This is a genomic window from Actinophytocola sediminis (genome assembly GCF_054779715.1).
The window spans coordinates 20665-38999 of sequence record NZ_BAAGXS010000096.1; the positions used below are offsets into that span (position 1 = coordinate 20665).

Annotated in this window: 24 protein-coding genes; 8 read left to right on the forward strand and 16 right to left on the reverse strand. The window is 66.8% G+C overall.

The window, feature by feature from the left end; all coding sequences use genetic code 11:
• Window position 1: 1 nt before the first annotated feature.
• The 12 genes from ACYVIP_RS41340 to ACYVIP_RS41395 form a co-directional block, all read right to left on the reverse strand.
• A complete protein-coding gene (locus tag ACYVIP_RS41340) occupies window positions 2-511 on the reverse strand; it encodes a phage tail tube protein (RefSeq protein WP_460406556.1) in 510 nt (169 codons plus the stop codon).
• Window positions 511-1101: a hypothetical protein gene (locus tag ACYVIP_RS41345; protein WP_460406557.1), complete on the reverse strand. Its 591-nt coding sequence runs from the start codon at window positions 1099-1101 to the stop codon at window positions 511-513. Before ACYVIP_RS41345 ends, ACYVIP_RS41340 begins: the two co-directional genes overlap by 1 nt.
• A gap of 16 nt (window positions 1102-1117) precedes the next feature.
• Window positions 1118-1561, reverse strand: a complete 444-nt coding sequence (locus ACYVIP_RS41350; protein ID WP_460406558.1) for a minor capsid protein — start codon at window positions 1559-1561, stop codon at window positions 1118-1120.
• A complete protein-coding gene (locus tag ACYVIP_RS41355; protein WP_460406559.1) occupies window positions 1558-1908 on the reverse strand; it encodes a hypothetical protein in 351 nt (116 codons plus the stop codon). The genes ACYVIP_RS41350 and ACYVIP_RS41355 overlap by 4 nt, the downstream gene beginning before the upstream one ends.
• A 12-nt stretch (window positions 1909-1920) precedes the next feature.
• On the reverse strand, window positions 1921-2241 hold the full coding sequence (locus tag ACYVIP_RS41360) for a hypothetical protein (RefSeq protein WP_460406560.1): 321 nt from the start codon (window positions 2239-2241) through the stop codon (window positions 1921-1923).
• A gap of 302 nt (window positions 2242-2543) precedes the next feature.
• Window positions 2544-3095: a hypothetical protein gene (locus ACYVIP_RS41365; RefSeq protein ID WP_460406561.1), complete on the reverse strand. Its 552-nt coding sequence runs from the start codon at window positions 3093-3095 to the stop codon at window positions 2544-2546.
• Window positions 3096-3958: 863 nt separating this feature from the next.
• Window positions 3959-5191, reverse strand: a complete 1233-nt coding sequence (locus ACYVIP_RS41370) for a phage major capsid protein (protein ID WP_460406578.1) — start codon at window positions 5189-5191, stop codon at window positions 3959-3961.
• Between the two features lie 15 nt (window positions 5192-5206).
• A complete protein-coding gene (locus ACYVIP_RS41375) occupies window positions 5207-5920 on the reverse strand; it encodes a hypothetical protein (RefSeq protein ID WP_460406562.1) in 714 nt (237 codons plus the stop codon).
• 664 nt (window positions 5921-6584) lie between these two features.
• The gene (locus ACYVIP_RS41380) at window positions 6585-7904 is read right to left on the reverse strand and encodes a phage portal protein (RefSeq protein ID WP_460406563.1); all 1320 of its coding nucleotides are present in this window, start codon (window positions 7902-7904) and stop codon (window positions 6585-6587) included.
• The gene (locus tag ACYVIP_RS41385; protein WP_460406564.1) at window positions 7901-8155 is read right to left on the reverse strand and encodes a hypothetical protein; all 255 of its coding nucleotides are present in this window, start codon (window positions 8153-8155) and stop codon (window positions 7901-7903) included. Before ACYVIP_RS41385 ends, ACYVIP_RS41380 begins: the two co-directional genes overlap by 4 nt.
• Complete coding sequence (locus ACYVIP_RS41390) at window positions 8142-9908, reverse strand: terminase large subunit (protein WP_460406565.1); 1767 nt, start codon at window positions 9906-9908, stop codon at window positions 8142-8144. The genes ACYVIP_RS41385 and ACYVIP_RS41390 overlap by 14 nt, the downstream gene beginning before the upstream one ends.
• The gene (locus ACYVIP_RS41395; RefSeq protein ID WP_460406566.1) at window positions 9874-10329 is read right to left on the reverse strand and encodes a phage terminase small subunit P27 family; all 456 of its coding nucleotides are present in this window, start codon (window positions 10327-10329) and stop codon (window positions 9874-9876) included. The genes ACYVIP_RS41390 and ACYVIP_RS41395 overlap by 35 nt, the downstream gene beginning before the upstream one ends.
• Window positions 10330-10710: 381 nt before the next feature.
• Here ACYVIP_RS41395 and ACYVIP_RS41400 point away from each other — a divergent pair, with 381 nt between their 5' ends.
• The 4 genes from ACYVIP_RS41400 (at window position 10711) to ACYVIP_RS41415 (ending at window position 12427) form a co-directional block, all read left to right on the forward strand.
• A complete protein-coding gene (locus ACYVIP_RS41400) occupies window positions 10711-11067 on the forward strand; it encodes a hypothetical protein (protein WP_460406567.1) in 357 nt (118 codons plus the stop codon).
• A gap of 71 nt (window positions 11068-11138) precedes the next feature.
• Complete coding sequence (locus tag ACYVIP_RS41405; RefSeq protein ID WP_460406568.1) at window positions 11139-11516, forward strand: hypothetical protein; 378 nt, start codon at window positions 11139-11141, stop codon at window positions 11514-11516.
• Window positions 11517-11687: 171 nt separating this feature from the next.
• The gene (locus ACYVIP_RS41410) at window positions 11688-12002 is read left to right on the forward strand and encodes a PadR family transcriptional regulator (protein WP_460406569.1); all 315 of its coding nucleotides are present in this window, start codon (window positions 11688-11690) and stop codon (window positions 12000-12002) included.
• On the forward strand, window positions 11999-12427 hold the full coding sequence (locus tag ACYVIP_RS41415) for a hypothetical protein (protein WP_460406570.1): 429 nt from the start codon (window positions 11999-12001) through the stop codon (window positions 12425-12427). Before ACYVIP_RS41410 ends, ACYVIP_RS41415 begins: the two co-directional genes overlap by 4 nt.
• An 80-nt stretch (window positions 12428-12507) precedes the next feature.
• On the opposite strand, the gene ACYVIP_RS41420 is transcribed toward ACYVIP_RS41415, so the two are convergent.
• Together ACYVIP_RS41420 and ACYVIP_RS41425 are read right to left on the reverse strand one after the other, a co-directional pair.
• Entirely contained in the window at window positions 12508-14613 is a 2106-nt protein-coding gene (locus tag ACYVIP_RS41420; RefSeq protein ID WP_460406571.1) for a hypothetical protein, read from the reverse strand.
• Complete coding sequence (locus ACYVIP_RS41425; RefSeq protein ID WP_460406572.1) at window positions 14603-14959, reverse strand: HNH endonuclease signature motif containing protein; 357 nt, start codon at window positions 14957-14959, stop codon at window positions 14603-14605. The genes ACYVIP_RS41420 and ACYVIP_RS41425 overlap by 11 nt, the downstream gene beginning before the upstream one ends.
• 260 nt (window positions 14960-15219) lie before the next feature.
• Here ACYVIP_RS41425 and ACYVIP_RS41430 point away from each other — a divergent pair, with 260 nt between their 5' ends.
• From ACYVIP_RS41430 to ACYVIP_RS41445, 4 genes are read left to right on the forward strand one after another with little or no spacing between them, the layout of a single operon-like run.
• Entirely contained in the window at window positions 15220-15459 is a 240-nt protein-coding gene (locus tag ACYVIP_RS41430) for a hypothetical protein (protein ID WP_460406573.1), read from the forward strand.
• A gap of 5 nt (window positions 15460-15464) precedes the next feature.
• Window positions 15465-15863, forward strand: coding sequence for a hypothetical protein (locus ACYVIP_RS41435; RefSeq protein WP_460406574.1), 399 nt, complete (start codon window positions 15465-15467; stop codon window positions 15861-15863).
• 8 nt (window positions 15864-15871) lie between these two features.
• Window positions 15872-16309 carry a hypothetical protein gene (locus ACYVIP_RS41440; RefSeq protein WP_460406575.1) on the forward strand — a complete coding sequence of 146 codons (438 nt, stop codon included), beginning with the start codon at window positions 15872-15874 and terminating at the stop codon, window positions 16307-16309.
• A complete protein-coding gene (locus ACYVIP_RS41445) occupies window positions 16309-16686 on the forward strand; it encodes a DUF3846 domain-containing protein (RefSeq protein ID WP_460406579.1) in 378 nt (125 codons plus the stop codon). The genes ACYVIP_RS41440 and ACYVIP_RS41445 overlap by 1 nt, the downstream gene beginning before the upstream one ends.
• A gap of 132 nt (window positions 16687-16818) precedes the next feature.
• Here ACYVIP_RS41445 and ACYVIP_RS41450 read toward each other — a convergent pair whose 3' ends face one another.
• Together ACYVIP_RS41450 and ACYVIP_RS41455 are read right to left on the reverse strand one after the other, a co-directional pair.
• A complete protein-coding gene (locus ACYVIP_RS41450) occupies window positions 16819-17622 on the reverse strand; it encodes a hypothetical protein (protein ID WP_460406576.1) in 804 nt (267 codons plus the stop codon).
• Window positions 17623-17728: 106 nt separating this feature from the next.
• Window positions 17729-18335, reverse strand: a 607-nt coding sequence (locus ACYVIP_RS41455) for a hypothetical protein (RefSeq protein ID WP_460406577.1), incomplete at its 5' end; no start/stop codon positions are given.

Sequence of the window (18335 nt, forward strand, 5' to 3'; positions counted from 1 at the left end):
GTCAGGCCACCCCATCGACCAGCGCGACAGCCTCAGGGGCCTCGTTGGCTGGGTTGGTGATCTCGACCGGGGCGCCCTGCCCGTTCAGGGTGAAGTTGAACGGCTCCAGGTCGGTGACCGCACCACCCTTGGTGAACCCAGACACCGTCGCGACACCTTGATAGGCGTCCTGAGAACCGTCGCGCCGATACCAGCGCACAGTGATGTTCGCGTCGAACCCCACCACACGTCCGGCGCGCCGGACGGCTTCCTGCCCAGGATCGGGGGTGAACACGGCCGCGTCGGTGCGCTTGCGGCGGCCCTCGGCCTCAATGGACCAGGTGCGCTGGGTGACAACGGTCGAGCCCCACCCGTCCGAGTCGAAGTCGCCGTCGTCCTCGGTGTTGTCGTCGGTGGTCTCGCTCATCGACGTCAAACCGTTGACACGCGTCCACGTCCGCTCCGTGGCGTCCGGTGCGCTGGTATCGACCTCCAGCACCCAGTCTTTAGCCAGCAGTGACCGCAGGGACATTATTTAATTCCTCCCAATGTCGACCCATCCTCGCCGTCAAGATGGTTTCGACCTACAACTCCTAAATCTTCCCTCATAGCCTTTATGAGGGCATCATTTGCCTTCTTGACTTTATCCAGGAGATCTTCTTCGTGATCTGACACATTCGGAGATAGGAGCACACTAGAAGTGCGATGGTAAATTTCGAACTGATTGAGCATTGCATACTCTGGATCCCAGTCCGATGACAGGAGCGCGACAATGTCGCAATAGTTGTCGAAGTTCATAATATGACGCTCGAGTCGATCTCTTGTATCGACGGCAATCTCTTCATTTCTATCGATCTGATTCACCGATTTCTCTATTGCATCCATCCAATCTCGAAAATTGGAGAGAAGTTCACCGTAGGCGCTGAACCGTTGATTGCGCCAATAGGCGGCGGATTCGCTTGTTTGCTCCCTTTTCCATCTGAGATATTCTCTTGCTTGCTCTCTTTTCCAGCGTCGGTCATCTCGCCAGGCGCTGATCAGATGCCCTGCGATCACTCCAACAATGCCGATAATTCCTACCGCGATCGGCACCCAGCCCGCGACCTGCCCACTCGTCGACATGGCGGACAATCTAGCGTTACCAATCCAGCTGCCCCTGGATTCGTGGCCTATGAGCAAGGAGTCGATAGATGTCCGCGTACTCAAAGCGGCCGTTCTGATCCCGGCCCATCGACGCGGAGGCGGTTCGCTCGACCAGGTGTACAGCCACATTCGCGAGCGTGAGATGGGTTGCGCCGTGCAACAGGTCGAACACCGCGTCGAGCAACTCCAACGCGTCACGCGGATCGGGACTGCCGCCGCGTACTCGTACCTGGAGCCCGATCAGGCTGTCCGCCTGGTCGACATCATCGGCCAGCGCGTAGCAGGACAGGACCACAACACGGGCCGGCGCGGTCGGAACGACCCCAAGCACGAGGCCAGTCTCGTCGTCCGTGTACACCCCGTCCGGTCGGTACACGCCGATACCGGCGGCGGCCAGGTGAACGGCGAGCCCGTGTGTCAGCTCGACGGTCCAGCTCATGTGCCGAACGCCTCGCGGACTTCGGCCTGCATGAGCCGGGCCACCGCGCGGCGCTCGGACACCAGGGCGGTCTCCAGGAATTTCGGGCCGCCGTCATCGTGCCGGTAGTCCAGGTCTTCGTGTTGGTAGACCGCGTAGTCCGCGTCGAAGGTGACCGCCGCAGTGCCCGTTTTGGGTTCCCGGACAACACGGGCGCTGGCGCGGAGCGCACCGGTCAGCCGGGGCGCGCGCCGGGCCGCCACATCCCGGACGTGATCGGCTCCCGCCTCGGCCCCTTGGTCGGCTCCTCTTCGAGCGCGGCCGGCGAGGGCGTCGCCGTTCCAGGCGACTCGGACGTTCTTAGCCATGCGTGATCTCCGTCAGGTGAGGGCGATCTCCAGGTGTGACCACGACGCTGGATGGCTGTGGCGGCTCGTGGTGATCACGCGGGCGGTACGTTCGTGCGAGGTGCCTGCCCAGAGGGTGACTCGCGAGCCGGCCGGCACTGGCACGTCGGGGCCGGTGTAGATGGTGGTCTCGCTAACTATCTCTTCGCCAGTCGCGGCGATGACTAGCCGGTGGCGGTCCTCTACGAACGCCCGGTGCGTGACCGGATCGTCGAATACATCGCCGTAGGGGCCGGTGCCGTGGTGCTGCCGCACGATGATCGTGTGCGGCAAGAGCGTCGGCGGAAGCTGCACGGCGCCACCTCCGCAGCGTCAAACGGTGTCCACGCCGCAAATTGGTCAATCTTGGCTAATTGTGCACCCACAATTTGAGGTCTGCACCGGCTGCGATTGACTGCGTCCCGCCGACGTAACCAACTCTGGGGATCGACTTTGGACGGTAAGAAAATTGATAGGCGGCGATCGACGTGGGCGGTCAGGTTCAGCCTGACCATGTGTGAACTGAACCCGGGAGTGCACATCGGCTTTCAGTGGTTGACTCGTACCGCCGTGCTGGTGGTTCTGTGGCGCACCCCGGAGGTGGTGTCATGGCTGGTCTAGCGGGCCGGGGCGACGCCGACCAAGCGATGCCGGGCGAGCGCGATCTGTTCGGTGCGGGTGAGTCCGGCGGTTTCGGCTCCGTCGTTGCCGTAGGTGATTTGGACGCTGCCGATCCGAGAGCTGGTCATGGGGCCGGCACCGGGAGTGGTGAGCATGCGGGAGGTGAGCGCGCAGACCACGGCGAGCACGTCGCGCGGGGTCTGCTCGTGCCCGTGCACCGCCCGCACCACCACCGACCGGTAGGCGGTGGGCCATCCCGCGTGCAGGTAGAGCAGGCCAGCCGAGCTGGTCTCGACCTCGCCCACCCGTTCGACCCCGTGGACGAGGATGGAGGACACCGACACCAGGTGCAGGGTCGGTACCGCGAGCAGCCGGCCGCCGGCCGCGTCGAGGGTCCACACCACGTCGGTCTCGCGGGTGATGGACCACCGGCAGTAGCCACGCACGAACTCCGATGCCGCGTCCAGCATCCATCCCGCCTGGGTGGGGTTGGAGGGTGGGTGGCCGAGGTACGCGGTCAGGTCGTCAACGGTTGCCAGCGCGGCCACGGTTCCGGCTCGGCTTGGTCTGCGCCTGGCGGCGGGTGGGCTCCGGGCCGGGACGCTCGGCGGGAGCGATCACCTTCGCCTCAGCGGCTGTGCCGCTGCCCGCCCCCGCGTCGTCACTGGTGTCAGTCAGCCATCCCACGGTCATGGTGACTGGCCCGGGGGTTGGGCTGTGCACGGTGATCGGCTCGTCCAGGTGGGATACGCGAGTGGTCACGGGCGTGTCGTCGAATGGTTCAGCGTCGGTGGAGGTCGGTGCCCCAATCGTGGCGTGGGTGGTGACCGGTGCCGCCGAGGTCGCTTCGGCCCCAGTGCTGTGGATCCGATGGCTACGCCGTGTCATCACTACCTCTTCGCTGTACAGGCTGCATCATGCGCCAGATCAGGCAGATGAGCTGGTCGTGTTAAAGTTCGTTACAGGTGCCTTGGTACGGATTCTGGGACGACGTTTGGGAGAGGCGCTTGTTCGTCCGCCAAGCCCGGCATCAACCCTCTACGAGCATCGATGGCCCCGATGCACTTCGTGGTGGCGCACGGGGATTCCCTCCAGGCGTGCCTCACTGAGCGTCGTAGGGACACGCTGATGAATCGCCTACCTGACAGGTGGCTGGTCAGCCTGGAGCCGGTTACCGGACAGGTATGCGCGTGTCCTGGCAGTCGTTGTTCTCGCATGTCTTGAGTACGGCCCCGTGGGCTGTCGTCTGGTACGCCCTGGGCGTGATTGATCGGCAGTTAACGCTCTGGCGAGTTGTTCAGTCGAGTGCTTCGGCTATGTTTGTCCGTCACGATCGAAAAGGGTTTGAGATAAGGCGAAGCGTCGCCGAACCGCGTCCCAAGGTATCGAAGGCGGCTCGTCAGCCACCGGATCAGAGGCCGGCGACACGGCCGAAGGCACCAGGTCGGTAGATGGCCAGGCCGAGGCGGCGTTCGGCGCGGACAGCGGTCTTGTTGCGTTGGAAGAAGTCCGCGTGGCTATTGGAGGCTTCGACGACAATGCCGCCTCGGGTGAACAGTTGGGCGGCTTGGGAGAAGGCGCCGAGGAGTGCCTCTCCAGCGGCGATGGCGGGGGTGTTGACGACGCGTTTGCCCCACAGGGTTTGTGGCTGCTGGCCGACGAACGGGCCGTTGGCGTAGTACATGCCCTGGCTGTTCTTGGCCAGCATGATCGTCTGCCACGCCAGCGGGTTGATCACGATGGCGTCTGGTTCCAGGAAGCTGGTCCAGCGGATGGCGGTGATCTGCCGGTAGATCGCGTCCATCTCGTTGTCGTCGGCCAGGGACGGTTCAGTGCCCTTGGTGATGGTCGGGGCGAGGCCGGGCCGGTTGAGCAGGCCGATCATGTTCGCGCCGGCACCGTCGCCGGAGAGGATCTGTGCCTCGGACGCCTGCCGGATGAACAAGGGCAGGCGCGCGTTGAGGTAGGACTGGATTTGGGACCAGTCTTCCAGCATCTCGTCGGTGATCGGCAGGAACGTGGCGACCTTGTGCAGGGTCTCGTCGACGGTGCCGAACTCCATCGCGGACTCGGGCTTGAGCGCGCCTTCGGCCACCGCGGCTGCGGCATTGGTCACCGTGGTCTCGACCAGGTAGCGGATCAGTGGCGAGGAGGTGGCGCCGCCGGGGAACAGGTCCTCGATCACCAGCGGGCGGAACCGGATGTCCACGATGCCGGGGACGATGTGTGGTGGGGTGGTCACCAGGTCGTAGCCGGGGCCGGGCGCTGCCGGGGTGCCTTCGGACAGTTCGGCCTTCAGTTCGACGTCGCCGGTGGTCCAGTTACCGCCCTTGAGGCCCCGCTCGACCAGCGAGCGGTATCCGGTGGACTTGACGAACTGCTCGCCGAGGCTGGCGTACCCGCCGGGCCGTTCGGGCGTGTCGTCGGGTTCGTCATCGCCGGGCTTGCGGCCGGCGGCGTGGAAGATCTCGGCTTTGCGCCGCGCGATGGTTTCCTTGGTGGCGACCTCGTCCTGAGCGGCCTTGAGATCGGGCTCGTACTCGTCGAGGCGAGTGGTCTTCTCCGCGTCGGTGAGCGCCGGGTCCTCGACGACATCGAGCATCTTGACGGCCAGTTCGCGCACCTTTTCGCGCGCTTCTACCAGTGTTGGCGTATGTGGTCACCTCGTAGATTCATGGAGTGCGGATAGTGCCCGAAGTTGGCGTGCGCGGACGGCCAGCGCAGCACGTGCGGTGTCCGCCGCCGTGTCGCCTGTTCCTGGTGTCGTGTCGGCTGCCGGCTTCGTGGGAGCGGGGTCGGGGTCGAGGACCCCGAGGGTGGCCAGCACGTCGCGCACGGGGGTGGGTAGGCCGGCGGGGTCGATGTCGGCGAGCTGCGCGCGCAGCGCCGCGGTGGGTTCTGTGTTGTCCGGTCCGGCGGTGGTAGCGGCTTTGGAGGACAGCACGAGGGCGGCGGTGTTCGCGGGTACGGCGACGAACGCGCCGTTGAGCAGTTCGCGGCGGGGCTTGCCGGTCTTGCGGTCCTGCTTACGCAGGAACGCGACGCTGGTGGTGCGGATATGGCGTTCACCGACCAGCGCCCGGGTGGTCTGCGCGAGTTCGGTGGAGGCGTAGGTGCCGCGCACGCGCAGGTTGCCGTGCTCGTCCAGCTCGGGCCGCCCGCTGCCGACTGTTGAGGAGACGGACATGCCGTGATCGATGTCGAAAGTGATGTGCTCGGGAAGCGGTTCCCATTCGTCAGGATGGAGCGTCTCGCCGTCGCGGTCCTGAACCGGCGCGGACAGGATCACTTCGAACGTTCCGTGTGGACTGTCGGTCTGGTCGGGGGCCGGTTCCACCTGGGCAACGGCCTCTTTGGCAACAACGTCAGGCATGCGTATTTCCTCGTGAGCGACTAGGGATTTCGAGAGCGGCGTGGCGACCATACCGGCGCGGCGGCCACATCGGATCATCATCGGCGCCGTGGTCGGAGCTCTACTCCACGTCGTCGTGTGATCCAATAGAGTGATGCTGACTGCGGCATTGGGATGAACTTCGAGTCAGCTCGACCGCGCCATTCATCCAAAGGTGTTATATCTGATCGTTATAATTCGAGGTCACGCCTGTTCGCGCGCTTCAGCAAGGTATGTCTTAAGGATATAATAACGGCGTTCACCATTATGAATCCCAATCATGAAGCGACTTCCTCTTGACAAGAGGCTTCTGTCGTGGCCATATATTTCTTACTCCTCCTCTTCTTGATCTTTAAGGAGAGGAGTGGGGATGTCGCCGTGGGTCTCCGCGATCATCGAGCAAGGCCCGTGGGTGTTCGCTATCGTCGTGGCCAGTAAGATCTACCGACTTGCCCTCACATGGATGGTCCGAACTGGCCGCTCCGACATTGTGGTGGACGATCGGTGGTCGTATTTCAAGGTTCGTCGCGGGCGGCCCGACTCGCTCAGCGAGTCCCCTCCCGGAAAACGAGGTCTCAGGAGTATCGACGGGGGTGGGCCGAAGGACGACCCGCCCGAGGCTGAACGGGTCCGATCTGGTTGATGGTCACCCCACCGCATCGTCGGAGCGAGTCCCATCGGGATCCTCGGTGGAGTTCTGCTCGTCGTCGGCCGGGGTGGGTTCGGCGGCCGGTGCGGTGCCGAGGGGGACGAGGGCGGCGTTGGCGTAGAGCTGGTCGGCTTCGGGTCCAGCGGTGTTGAGCCCGAACATGGGTCGGGCTTCGGCGGGTTTCATGACGCCGAAGTTGATGAGGTCGCGGGCGGAGGTGGCGCGGGTTTCGAAGTCGCCGCGTAGGACTTCGTCGAGGTTGAACCGGACGATGGTGTGGCCGGTGTCGTCGAAGTGGCGGACGAGGTGGTGGGTCACGGTGGCCTCGTATCCGCCGAGTCGGGGTGCCATGGTGTCGCGGTACATCGAGCGCATCTGTTCGGTGATGTTGCTGTAGGTGGCGTGGTCGAGGATGTGCACGACCGGGGGCGGGGTGTCGTAGGCGGCGCAGACCTCTTCGCGGTTGAGTTTGCGGGACTCGATGTACTGCATCTCTTCGGCGGAGAGCTGGAGGACTTCGGGTTTCATGCCCTCTTCGAGGATCGCGGTCCCGCCCATGAGGTCCGCGCCGGCGTGCTGGGCGTCCCAGGTCGCGCGGAGGCGTTGCTGCGCCGGCTCGGAGAGGCTGCCGGGGTGGGTGAGGGCGATGGAGGGGCGGGCACCGCGCCGCCACCAGGCGGCGGTGGCGCGGCGGGCGGCGTCCTCGTTGTAGAGGGTGTCGCGCAACGGCTCCAGGGTGGACAGGCCACGTGCGAGAGTTTCGGGGTTGTACTCGATGAAGGGCACCACGTCGGCGGCCGGGATCGGGGGTAGCAGGGTCACGTCCCGCACGCCGGCCGCGTAGTAGTAGACGAGTTCCCCGGTCGCGGCGCGCTCGACGATCACGTTCGCGGGGTGCATGGGTTGGAGCTCGGCCGGTTGGCCTCGGTGGTCGCGCAGGATCAGCCAGAACGCCTCGCCGTAGACCTCCTTGGTGGCGGCGGTCCACAGCCACAGCCGGAACATGTCGAGTTGCTCGTTCGGGCGGGAGAGCAGCCGCGCGAGGGGGTGGGTGTCGTCGACCAGCTCGCTGCCGCTGCCGGTGCGCTCCCGGACCTCGAAAGGCAATCGGGCGGTGCCGTAGGCGAGTTTGCGGACCAGGACGTGGACCCATACCTGCCGGCGGTACAGCTCGGCGTAGCCGGCGAAACGGTTGAGCAGCGCGAGGCCGGTGGTCGGGTAGTACTGGCCGCGCGGGAACATCGGGGAGATGTCGGCAAGGCCGCTCACGCGGGCCGGGAGCGCGGCGCCGTTGGACAGGAACAGGTCTCTGTTCACCTCCCCCTCGGGGTGAGCGTGGGCGGGGGTGGTTGGGGGCGTTGCAGGTACGCGACGCCGGTACGGGGGAGGTAGACCCAGCCGTCGATCGGGGTGCGCTGCCCGAGCGGGGACAGCGACGCCGCGTCGGCCAGGATCACGGTGTGGTCGTCGACCGCCCACAGCAGCCCCTCGACTGCCTCGCCGGAGTGGAGGGTGATCACGAACCGCTCGCGCAGCGCCTGCCGGATCAGCCGGTCACGAGACCGCACCACCAACACCCCCATCACTGCTGCCGCCCATGATCAGGAGGTCGTCGTCCTCGTACTTGCTGCGGCCGGGGCCGATGTCGGCGATGGCGCGGGACAGGGCGATGACCACGGCGGCCACGGCGTCGATCTTGTCGCCGGAGTTGGCCTTGTCGGGCTTGACGTTGCCGGCCGCGTCCATCGTCACGGCGAGGTTGTCGACCTGCCAGCGCACCGCCGGGTTACCGCCGTGCCGTAGCACCGGACGTTCCGCGGTGCCTTCGAGCACCAGGCGTTGGAGTTCCTTGGTGGGCGCGGAGAGGGTGCCGTAGCCCTGCCGCACGGTGACCATCGGTGCCCCGTCCGAGACGAGGTCGTTGACCAGTTGGGTGGCGTTCCACGGGTCGTAGCCGATCTCGGCCACCGCGAACGCGTCGAGGTCGCGGCTGATCTGGGCGCGGATGAATCCGTAGTCGGCGACGTTGCCGGGTGTGGTGATCAGGTGGCCCTGCCGGACCCACGTGGAGGCGAGGCCGGCGGTGCGTCGGTCCAACGCGGGCACGTTGTCCTCCGGTGTCCACAACCGCCACAGCACGTCGAACGTGCCGTCCGGGGCGCCTGTGCTGTCGGCGGCGGGGAACACCCACGCCAGCGCGGTCAGGTCCGAGGTGGACGCGAGGTCCAGGCCGCCGAAGGCGCGCCGACCGGCCAGCTGCCGCTCGTCGACGAGGGAGGCGTTGGCGTCCCACGCCGGCATGTCGATGAACCGGGTTTCCTGCTTGGTCCGCCGCCCCAGGTGCAGGCGAAGGAACTTCGCCAGATCCGCCGGGGAGGACTTGGCCTCGTGTGCGGCTTGGGCCAGGTACTCCCGCGACGGGGAGACCCCGAACCCCGGGTTGGCCTTGCGCCAGGTCGCCTCGGCGAACGGGTCATCGTCGGCGTCGGCCGCCCACACCACCCCGTACACCGTGGGGTCGGCCAGCGCCCGGCGGGCGAGCTGCTCGACGTACTCGCGACGCCGGGCGTAGATCGTGGTGCGGCGGCCGTCGTCGGCGGTGGTGATGATGACGATCAGCGGCTGGGTGCGCGACCCGGTGCCGGTCTCGACCGCCTCGACCAGGTCCGGGGTCTTGTGGACGTGGAGTTCGTCGATGATCGCGCCGTGGATGTTCGCCCCGTGCAACAGATCCGCGACCCGCGACACCACAGCGAAGTAACTGTCGCTGGGCTCGTGGACGATCCGCGAGGCGAGCACTTTCACGTACGGCCGCAGCGCCGGGGAGCGTTGGGCGATGGCGCGGATCGGGTCGAAGCAGTAGCGGGCCTGGTCCCGCCCGGAGGCCACGGCATAGACCTGCGCGCCAGGCTCGCCGTCACCCGCGACCAGGTAGGTGGCGATGCCGCCGGCCGTGGTCGTCTTGCCGTTCTTGCGCGGTACTTCGATGTAGGCGCGGCGGATCACCCGCACCCACTCGCCGTCGTCGTTGCGCCGCACCCACCCGAACACCGGGGCCAAGATGTAGGCGACCTGCCACGGGTCCGGCCGCAACGGACGCCCGGCCCACTTCCCTTGGGTGTGCCGCAGCCGGGAGAACGCCGTCAGCACCCGGTCCACGCGGGCGGGGTCGAACCGCGCCTCGGGTAGCTCGTCGGGCTCCGGGGTCTGGATCGCGGGCGGGCAGTCCGGCAGGGGGATGCCACGCGCGTCCAGATACCACGCGACCTCCTCGGACAGCAGCAGGTCAGCCGATGCCCGAGAACGGGCTTGTCTCGCCACGCTCGGCGCCTACCTCGATGCCCGTGCGCGCCGAGGGCGTGAGCCCGAACTCCTGCGCGAACCGCAGCATGGACCGCGCGCTGTCACGCTGGATCTGGAGCGCCGGGTTGCGCACGAGGGCGCCGTGGATGCCCTTGATCAGCACCGCGGACTTGGCCAGGATCTCGCTCGCCTTCGCATGCGCCACCACAGCCTCGCAGTACGCGTGCAACGCGTCCCGGTCCGACGCCGCCGCCGTGCCCATGATCTCCAGGTGCAGGACGGTGAAGTCCCACACCGCCCGCACCTCCGCCGTGATCCCCTCCGGGGGCAGCAGCGGCTCAGCACTGGGCACCGGTTCGTAGTCGTTGATCCGGTCGGCGCGGTCCCCGTGCAGCAGACGCAGCGCTCGCGGCTTCTTCGCCGGTCCTCGACGGCCCACCACACACCCCTCAATGTCCACTATAGATAGACAGATAGAAGAGACTGACCGGTTCGATGATCGATCCCTTGCGGATGACCGGTTCACTCAGTTCGAAAAACCTGGCACGCCGCACGCGGCGCGGCTATAGCCCTGGCCGGTAGCCCGCATCCCGTGATTCTTGAGCCCCTCCCGCTTAGCGCAGCCGTGCGCACGGTTCAAGGGCTTGTGATTCTTGTATCTCGACTTTCTTCGGTATCGCCTTCGATCCTTTGTGGAGGTTGCAAGGGCATGTGATGGAGGAAACTCCTTGCCCACAGCCCTCGAACTATCGGCTGACCTCCTCCAAGCTTGAGCTATACGCCCCGAAGGGGAGAACGAAAACCCAAGGAGGACAACGAAATGACCGCCCCGAAGAGCCCCCGCAAGGCCACCACCAAGACCGCAGCGAAGGCCGCCGCCAAGCCGGCCGCGTCGCGCACCCGCAAGCCGGCCACCACGGCCGCCCCGGCCGCGCCCGTGACCCCGGTGCAGCCGGCCGGTGTGGAGGCCATCAAGGCCAGCACGGAGCGGGCCGCGAAGGCCAAGGCCACCCGCGCGGAGGCCACCGCCTCGGGCGAGACCCGGGCCTGCGAGACCTGCAAGGAGACCAAGCCGATCACCAAGTTCCCGACCACCACCCGTAACAGCGAGGGCGAGATGGGTCGGGGCAAGACCTGCCGCGCCTGCCGGGACGCCAAGCGGCAGAACAAGAAGTAACCCGCTGAACCGGGGGCGGCGCAGCAGCAGGCGCTGCGCCGCCCCACCCCGAAGGAGAAGGAGAAGAAGGCATGACCATGAAATTCGTACCCGTCGAGGGCGGCCGATCCTGGGAGTGGCAGCACAACCCGTGGCGCTACAAGGCGGTCGCGCTCAACAACACGGCGACCATGCTGCTCTACTACCGCCCGGCCGACGCCGAGGACAGCGAGTGGACCTTCGTTCACGAGCGGGAGGTCCGGGGCTACGCGGCGTCCTTCGTCGCCGAGCAGATGAACTACGACACGATCGACGTCCCGATCAACGTCACCCGATACCTCCGCATCATGCACACCTGGCACTGCACGACCGGACCGCACGCGGGCAAATACGGTGTCGGCCTCGCGCCGCTGTACGTCACCCGCGACGAGCTGACCGCACTCCAAGCGGCCATCAGGAACGTCGACTGACGCCGAAACGCGTGACGACAGCGAGGTTCTGATCAGCATCTGAACCGGGCGCGGCACAGCTTGTTGGTACCAAGCTGTGCCGCGCTCACCATTGTCCCACGTCAACGACCGAGGAACCCGACCACGCACCTCAGCCAGGCAACTCCAACCATGCATATGTAGACTACGGGCATGCGGAGAACGAGGCCTCTGGTCGAGGTCGCCATCGCGATGATGCAGGACCAGGACGGAAAATACTGGGGCTACCGGCTCATGAAGGCGACCGGTGTGCGCTCCGGCGTCCTGTATCCGGTCCTTGACCGGATGCTCGCCGACGGCTGGTTGACCGACGGCTGGGAGGAACTGGAAAACGCACGCCGGAAGCATGTGCGCCGCAGATACTACGAGCTGACCGATCTGGGCAAACGTGAGCTCGGCGCTCTGCTGGCGTACGCGCGCACCGAGGAACGGTTCCGAAACCTCAACCTGGGGTGGGCGCCGTCGTGAGCGTGAGCGATCTGCTAATCGGCGGCGATTCCTGGTGGATATTGCCGTGCTCACTGATTGCTGTTGGCGCAGCATTCGGACTGCTGCCCGGCCTGATGCTGCGTTTGATAGTGCTGCTCTACCCGAAACAGCATCCACGACGCGAGGAGTTGTTCGGCGAGCTATACGACCCGAAACTGGGTCGGATGGAGCGGTTCGAGTGGGTGTTCCAGCAGCTCGAGTTGGCCACCCGTCAAGGTCTATCGTTGCGCAGGTCGGCCAGAATCAGGCGGAGAGAAATAAAGCGCATGATTGAAATCATGCGGCATATTCCTATCTTGATGTCCCCGAATATCCGCGACGCAAACCTGCTAGAGAACAATGAGAACATCCTCAACGAAGTCGATGATGTTCTCGCGAGGATGCCCAACTCATTGGTCGACTAGTCTGCATCGGCTCACGCCGCAGCGTTGAATCTGTCCGCGTCGTCAGAACACCGCTCACTGTGAAGGTCACGTTTCACGGCTCATTGATCGGCATCGGCCCCTAGCGCTGCAACGGCATTGGTTATGTCGACCTCGCCGGCTGCCTCGGTGGCGCGCTTGCGGTCGCCCTTGACGAACACGAGCACGTCTTGGTGGGAGCGACCCAGCACGCGGGTTCCGGTGAAGATCCGGGCGGCGCGGTGTGGCAGTGAACCGATCATGGTGACGAGGACGGCTTCGTTGTGCAGGCCGAGTCCGGCGGCGTGGGCGGCCTCGACGGTCAGTCCGCGCAGGTCCCGCAACATGCCGCTGCGTCGGTCGCGGGCGGAGCCGACAACCAAAACGGCGTAGCGGTCGGGTCGTAGTCGCTCGGCGGCGAGCGCGATCATGCGCCGGTAAGAATTGCTGAACTGTTCCGTGGTCATGGTCGACAGGTCACGCGGGTCGTCGCTGTAGCGCTCGAGATCGAAGTAGGGCGGGCACCCGAAGATCAGGTCCACGCTGTCGGTGTCCATGGTGGGGAGCAGGTCGAGGCAATCGCCCTCTAGCCAGCGCGGCCGGATCGCCGGCTCTGCGCCGAGGACGGGGGGCACCTGGGTTTCGTTGGCGGTGATCTGCTCGGCGCGTAGCTCGATGCCGGTGTAGCGCAGGCCGAGGACAGCGGCGACCAGGCCGCGAACCGAGCCGCCGGCCCAGGGGTCGAGGACCTGGCCGCCGGGTGGGCAGAACCAGCGGTAGATGATCTCCGCGAGGACCGGGTCGAACACCGAGGTTCCGGCGGTCACGGCTTCGTTGCGGGGTTGGAAGTGGTCGGCCTCGAACTCGGCGTTGGTGAGCATCCGGCCGAGGCGGCGTTCGGTGGCGGTCTTCTGTTCGTAGTAGTTCGGCGAGGCGGAGTTGCTGCGGTAGATCAGGTGTGCGTCGCGGCCGGTGTGGGACTCGATGCCGGACAGGCCCGAGGACAGCCACGCTCGTTTACGGTCCTGCCACCAGCCCAATCGGGCGTCCAGCACGGAGAACGGCGGGACGAGGAACCTGTCGGCCAGCGTCGGCCGAGGCTCGTCGTCGGCCGTCGTGGTGTCCTCGCCGCCGTTGTCGCTGGACAGGTCGCGGACGAGCCGGTCCAGGTCGTCCTCGGTGTAGCCGGTACCGGTCAGATCGGGCAGCTCGCCGAGCAGCTCAGCGAGCAGCCGTTCGTCGTAGCCGCCGAGATCCGCAGTGCGGTTGTCGGCGGCTACGATCCGCGCGGCCTGGTCGTCGTCGACGTCCACCCAGGACACGGCGACCTCGCCCCAGCCGGCATCGCGCGCTGCTTTCAGGGTGTGGTTGCCGGCGAGGACCTCGCGCTCGCGGCCGGTGTGGGTGCCTCGGTTGGCTACCAGCGGTCGGTATTGGCCGTTGGCCATGAGCGATTGCCGGATGGCGGTCACGTCGCCCTGGCGGGGGTTGCGGTGGTAGGTGCGCAGGCTGGCGACGGGTTCGCGGGTGGTGGTCAGGTCGTGCACGACCGCGCTCGTCGAACCGGTTGGTTCCCGTGGGCTGGCCTGGGGAGCGCTGGTCATGGCGTGCTTGATCTGGTCATTGTCGATCAGCTTCCGGTAGGCGTCGGCGCGGGCGGGCAGCCGGATGTCGCCGCCGCCGGCGTCGAGGTGGTCAACAAGTTGCTGGGCGACGGCCGGCCCGAAGATCAGGTTCAGAGAGGCGCGGAACGCGCGGTAGGCGGGTGGTGCTGGGCCGTCGCGGTCGTCGCGGTAGCAACGCAGCCGCCGGTATCGGTTACGCACTACGAGCGTGCCGCCCCGGTTGAGCGTGAACGGGCTTGCTATGCAGCCGAAGGGTTTCGCCTCATCGCCGTGCAGCCCGCACAGGCCGTCCTGTTGGAACGGACAGCGCTTGTTGGCCGAGACGAGTAGGTTGTCCCGGACGGTGCCGCCGGCCACTTCGACCGCCGCCTGCTCGCTCGGGTGGATCGTGATCAGGGTGCCGGTTGGGGATGTGGTGGAGCGGCAGCAGGCGCCGTGGCATACCTGGCGGATGTAGTCGGGCGTGCAGCCGTGGAAACGTTGCCGAGCGAGCACTGCCGACACCTTCACCAGGACCGTGTCGGCTTCCGCTGGTCCCGTCGTTGCGGTGGTGTCAGTCGTCATCGCGCCGCGCACCTCCTCGGTGGTGTCGTGCTCGCAGCGCCTCGGCGCGGGTCTTCTCGGCGTGGTGCGGCGTACACAGCGATTGCAGGTTCGACCAGGACCACCGATCCCCGTCCTCGCTCAGCGGGACGATGTGGTCCACCTCGTCGGCCAGCCGCACGCACTCCGGCCACTGGCACAACGGATCGGCGGTGAGCTTGGCCGCGCGCAGCCGACGCCACCGCCGGGTACTGCCTCCGGCCCAGGTCGTCGGCCTGGTCGCCCACGGCGGGTAGCAGCGCTGGCAGCGCTGCCCGGCGGAGATCAGTTGGCCGCACCGGCACGCACGCGGCGGCTTGTGCGGCACGGCAACGCGACCCTTCGACAGTCCATTGGCGACCGGTGGGACGCGCGGCGCGGCTCTACCCGGGGAGTGGGGAGCCGCGCCGCGCGCATTCAACCGCGCGCCGGGGGCCGCGCGGAAGTTCGCCACAAAGCACGAAAGTCTATTCCCTTGGGGCACAACGGTTTTTTCTGTTTCTCCTGGTAACGGTGGCGCGGGGGGGTGCGATTTTCTAGGTGTAGCACCGAATTTAACGGCGGTGCTCGTACACAAAGGAGAAACACGTGGACCCTGGGAAGTCGAAGCGCGTAGCGCGCGACGAGGAAGTCTTTGTGTGCTTGGGATCGGGACGTCCGATCCCGGCCGACCTGGACGAGGCGACCCGCCTGGTCGCGACGCTGCTTCAGACCTTGCAGTCTGATGTAGAGGTTTACCGCTTGGTGGCCATCACGCGGAACACGCAGGTGGCCACCGGCTACCTGTTCGTGCGAGCTCATCACGTCATCGAGGGCGGGGAGAGGTGAGCCCGATGCACGAGCACTGCGCCGGGTGCCAGGTCTTCCAGTTCGCGATCTTCCGGTGGTGCATCAACCATGTCGAGGAGCTGATCGAGGCAGACCCGGATGCCGCCCGTCTCGTCGACGACGTGCCGGTCAAACCGTTCGGCCAGTTCCTCTCGTTGGAGGCGCCGGCGCCTGGCTACACGAAGCTGATCGAGGTGCTCGTGAGCCCTGAGTACGCGGCGACCACCGATCTCAGCAAGCCAATCATGATCGCGCCGATCATCCTCGGCGACGAGAACATCGGCGGCATGGCCATTGACGGGTGGCACCGGATCTACCGGGCGTTGAACGAGGGTGTCACCGAGCTGCCCGCCTACATCCTCACCGAAGCGACGTCCGTCGCAACCCAGTTCCCTTGGAGGTGAACACAATCATGCTCGATATCGGATACAAGCGGGGCGTTCCCGTCAGCGTTGACACGGCGTGGGGGTGCCGCGCGATCGTCGAACAGAACGGTTACGTCGATGTGTTGTGGGACCGCGAAGACCTGGTCGGTCCCCACAGCGCCGAACTCGCCGACCACCTGATCAACTACGTTCGCGCGGTCTGGTGCGACAGCGCGAGCCTGTTGCTCCGCAACCACGTGATGCGGGTTGACCGTGACCACGAGTTCGTGCTGTACGACGATTCCACTGTCGTGATCAAGGGCAACACCCTGGCCAGTCACGGATATCTCTACGTCTGCGCCTACTTCCGCCCGCGCTGCGAGGTGCACGCGCGCAGGGGTACGGGCACCGGGTCGTGCGGCCAGCTGCTCGACGAGCACGGCCAGTGCGGCTTCGCCAGCGATCACATCGAGGGTGATGCGTGATGGCCGCGAACAAGGACGAGGTCGCGATGCTCGCGCTCACGCCGGACGGCGACATGTTCGACATGACAGCACGTCAGGGCCATGTGTTGACGGTGCTGCGGGAGGCCATCGGCTGTCGCGGGGTTGATGTGGTCCAGTTTCCTGGTGACCTCGACATGTGGATCGATGACGAGGGTCTGTTGGAGGAACGGCCCCAGATGAATCTGTTCGCCTCAGCGGTCGCGGTCCTGCTCGGCTCGCAGCCACACCCCGGGGTGGTGCCGACATGGGCCGGCACCGTCGTGTTCGCCGGGGCGAAGGGAGCTGACACCGTGTCGATCAGCAGCGACGCTCGTCGGCTGATCACCGGACTGGTCGCAGCCATACGACCGGTCTAGTCGTACCCGCTTAACACGAGAGCCCGATCTCGCTTCTACCGAGATCGGGCTCTCGTGATCTGGTGACACCGCACCAGACTGCGTCTTCGACTGTTGCACGCTGGTCGAGCCGCGTCAAGTCAGGCCGTCGAGTCAGGCCGGCCGCCGATGTCGAAGGTGGTCGGCGAGCAGCTCCACCACGTCGCCGAACCGGTAGACGGGCCGGCCGAGTCGGTCGGTGCCGCGCGCGAGGATGCGTCGCCGGGACAGCCAGGACCGCCAGGTGCCCGGCGGCACCTCGTGGTCCAGGAGCAGCCGCGCCCAGCCGAGCGCGACCGGTGCGGTGACGAGCATGTCCAGCGCGCTCTCGATCATCCAGGCGCGCCGCTCGGCCACGTCATGCCCCGCACCACATACCGTGCAGACAACCGTGCCGTGCCCGACCCGCGCGTACAGGTGGCCGGGGCACGGGCCGGTGTCGGTCGGTGCCCCGCAGGGTCCGCTGTAGACGCGATCGGGCGGGCGGTCGACGCGGTAGCGGATCTGGGCGGCCAGGCCGGTGATGTCGCCGTGCAACTCGTCGGCGGCCGGGTGCAGCGCGAGCAGACTCGGCCACCCGATCAGCCAGGCCACCGCGTCCGCCGTGCTGCCGGCGGGCGGGCGCAGGTGGGGGTTCTGCTCGTGCACGACGCGCGCCCAGGTGGTGATCGTGGCCGTGGCCGAACTGGCCAGCGCGCCGGCTTCGGGCCGATATGGCAACGGCGTCTCGGCGCTGTGCCCGGGTCCGCGCGTCGTGCGGGTGTCCTGGCGGCTGAGTGTGATGTCCAGTTCGGCCAACAGGTCCGGCAGGTCGCGCAGCGCGCCGACCAGTTCGGCCAGGCAGCCCGAGCACAGCATGTCCGCGGTGGGCCTGCCGCAGCCGGTCACGCACACTCGATCGGTGGTGCGGTCGGTCACGACGGCCCCACCATCAGGAACACGACCAGGGCGACCGCGACGAGCAGGCACACCGCGATGTAGATCCGCTCAGCGAGCGACATGGTGGATCGGTCCCGACGGGCGTTCATGCCGCCGCCCGGGTTCCGTAGCCAGCGCGGCGCAGCAACTGGACCAGATGCGTGAGCGCCAACCGAACCGGCGCGTCCCGCACGGGGTCGGCGATCAGCAGCCCGTCCTGTCCGGTCAGCAGCGCGGCCAGGTCCCCCAGCGACAGGTACGCCCACCACAGGCCGGGGCTGGCCTTGCCTGCGCGGCGGTGTACGACGATGCCGTAGTCGGCGGCGCCCGCGACCGCCTGATCGGCTGCCTGCCGCATCGCGGTGGCCAGCTTCTCCCCGGTCAGTTCGGGGGTTGATTTGACCTGCCAGCACAGTCCCGGGGTGTTGCGGATGTCCCCGGTGTCCGGGCTGGATCGGTCTACTGTGGACCATCCGGGGTCCGGTTTACGTTCGGCGGCGGGCCAACCGGTGAACCGCAGGTACCGGGCGAGGTCGCGTTCGGTGGCGATCCCCCGTGCCCGGTTCGCCCGGCCGATCTCAGAACGGGTGCGAGTCAGATGCCGCACCCCCTCAACAGGGACGGGCCGGCGGCGCGGTGGTGGCGCGGTGGCCGATTCCGGGCGCACGTTGGCCGCGTGCCGGGCCGGGCGGCGCGGCCGGGCCGGGCGGCCC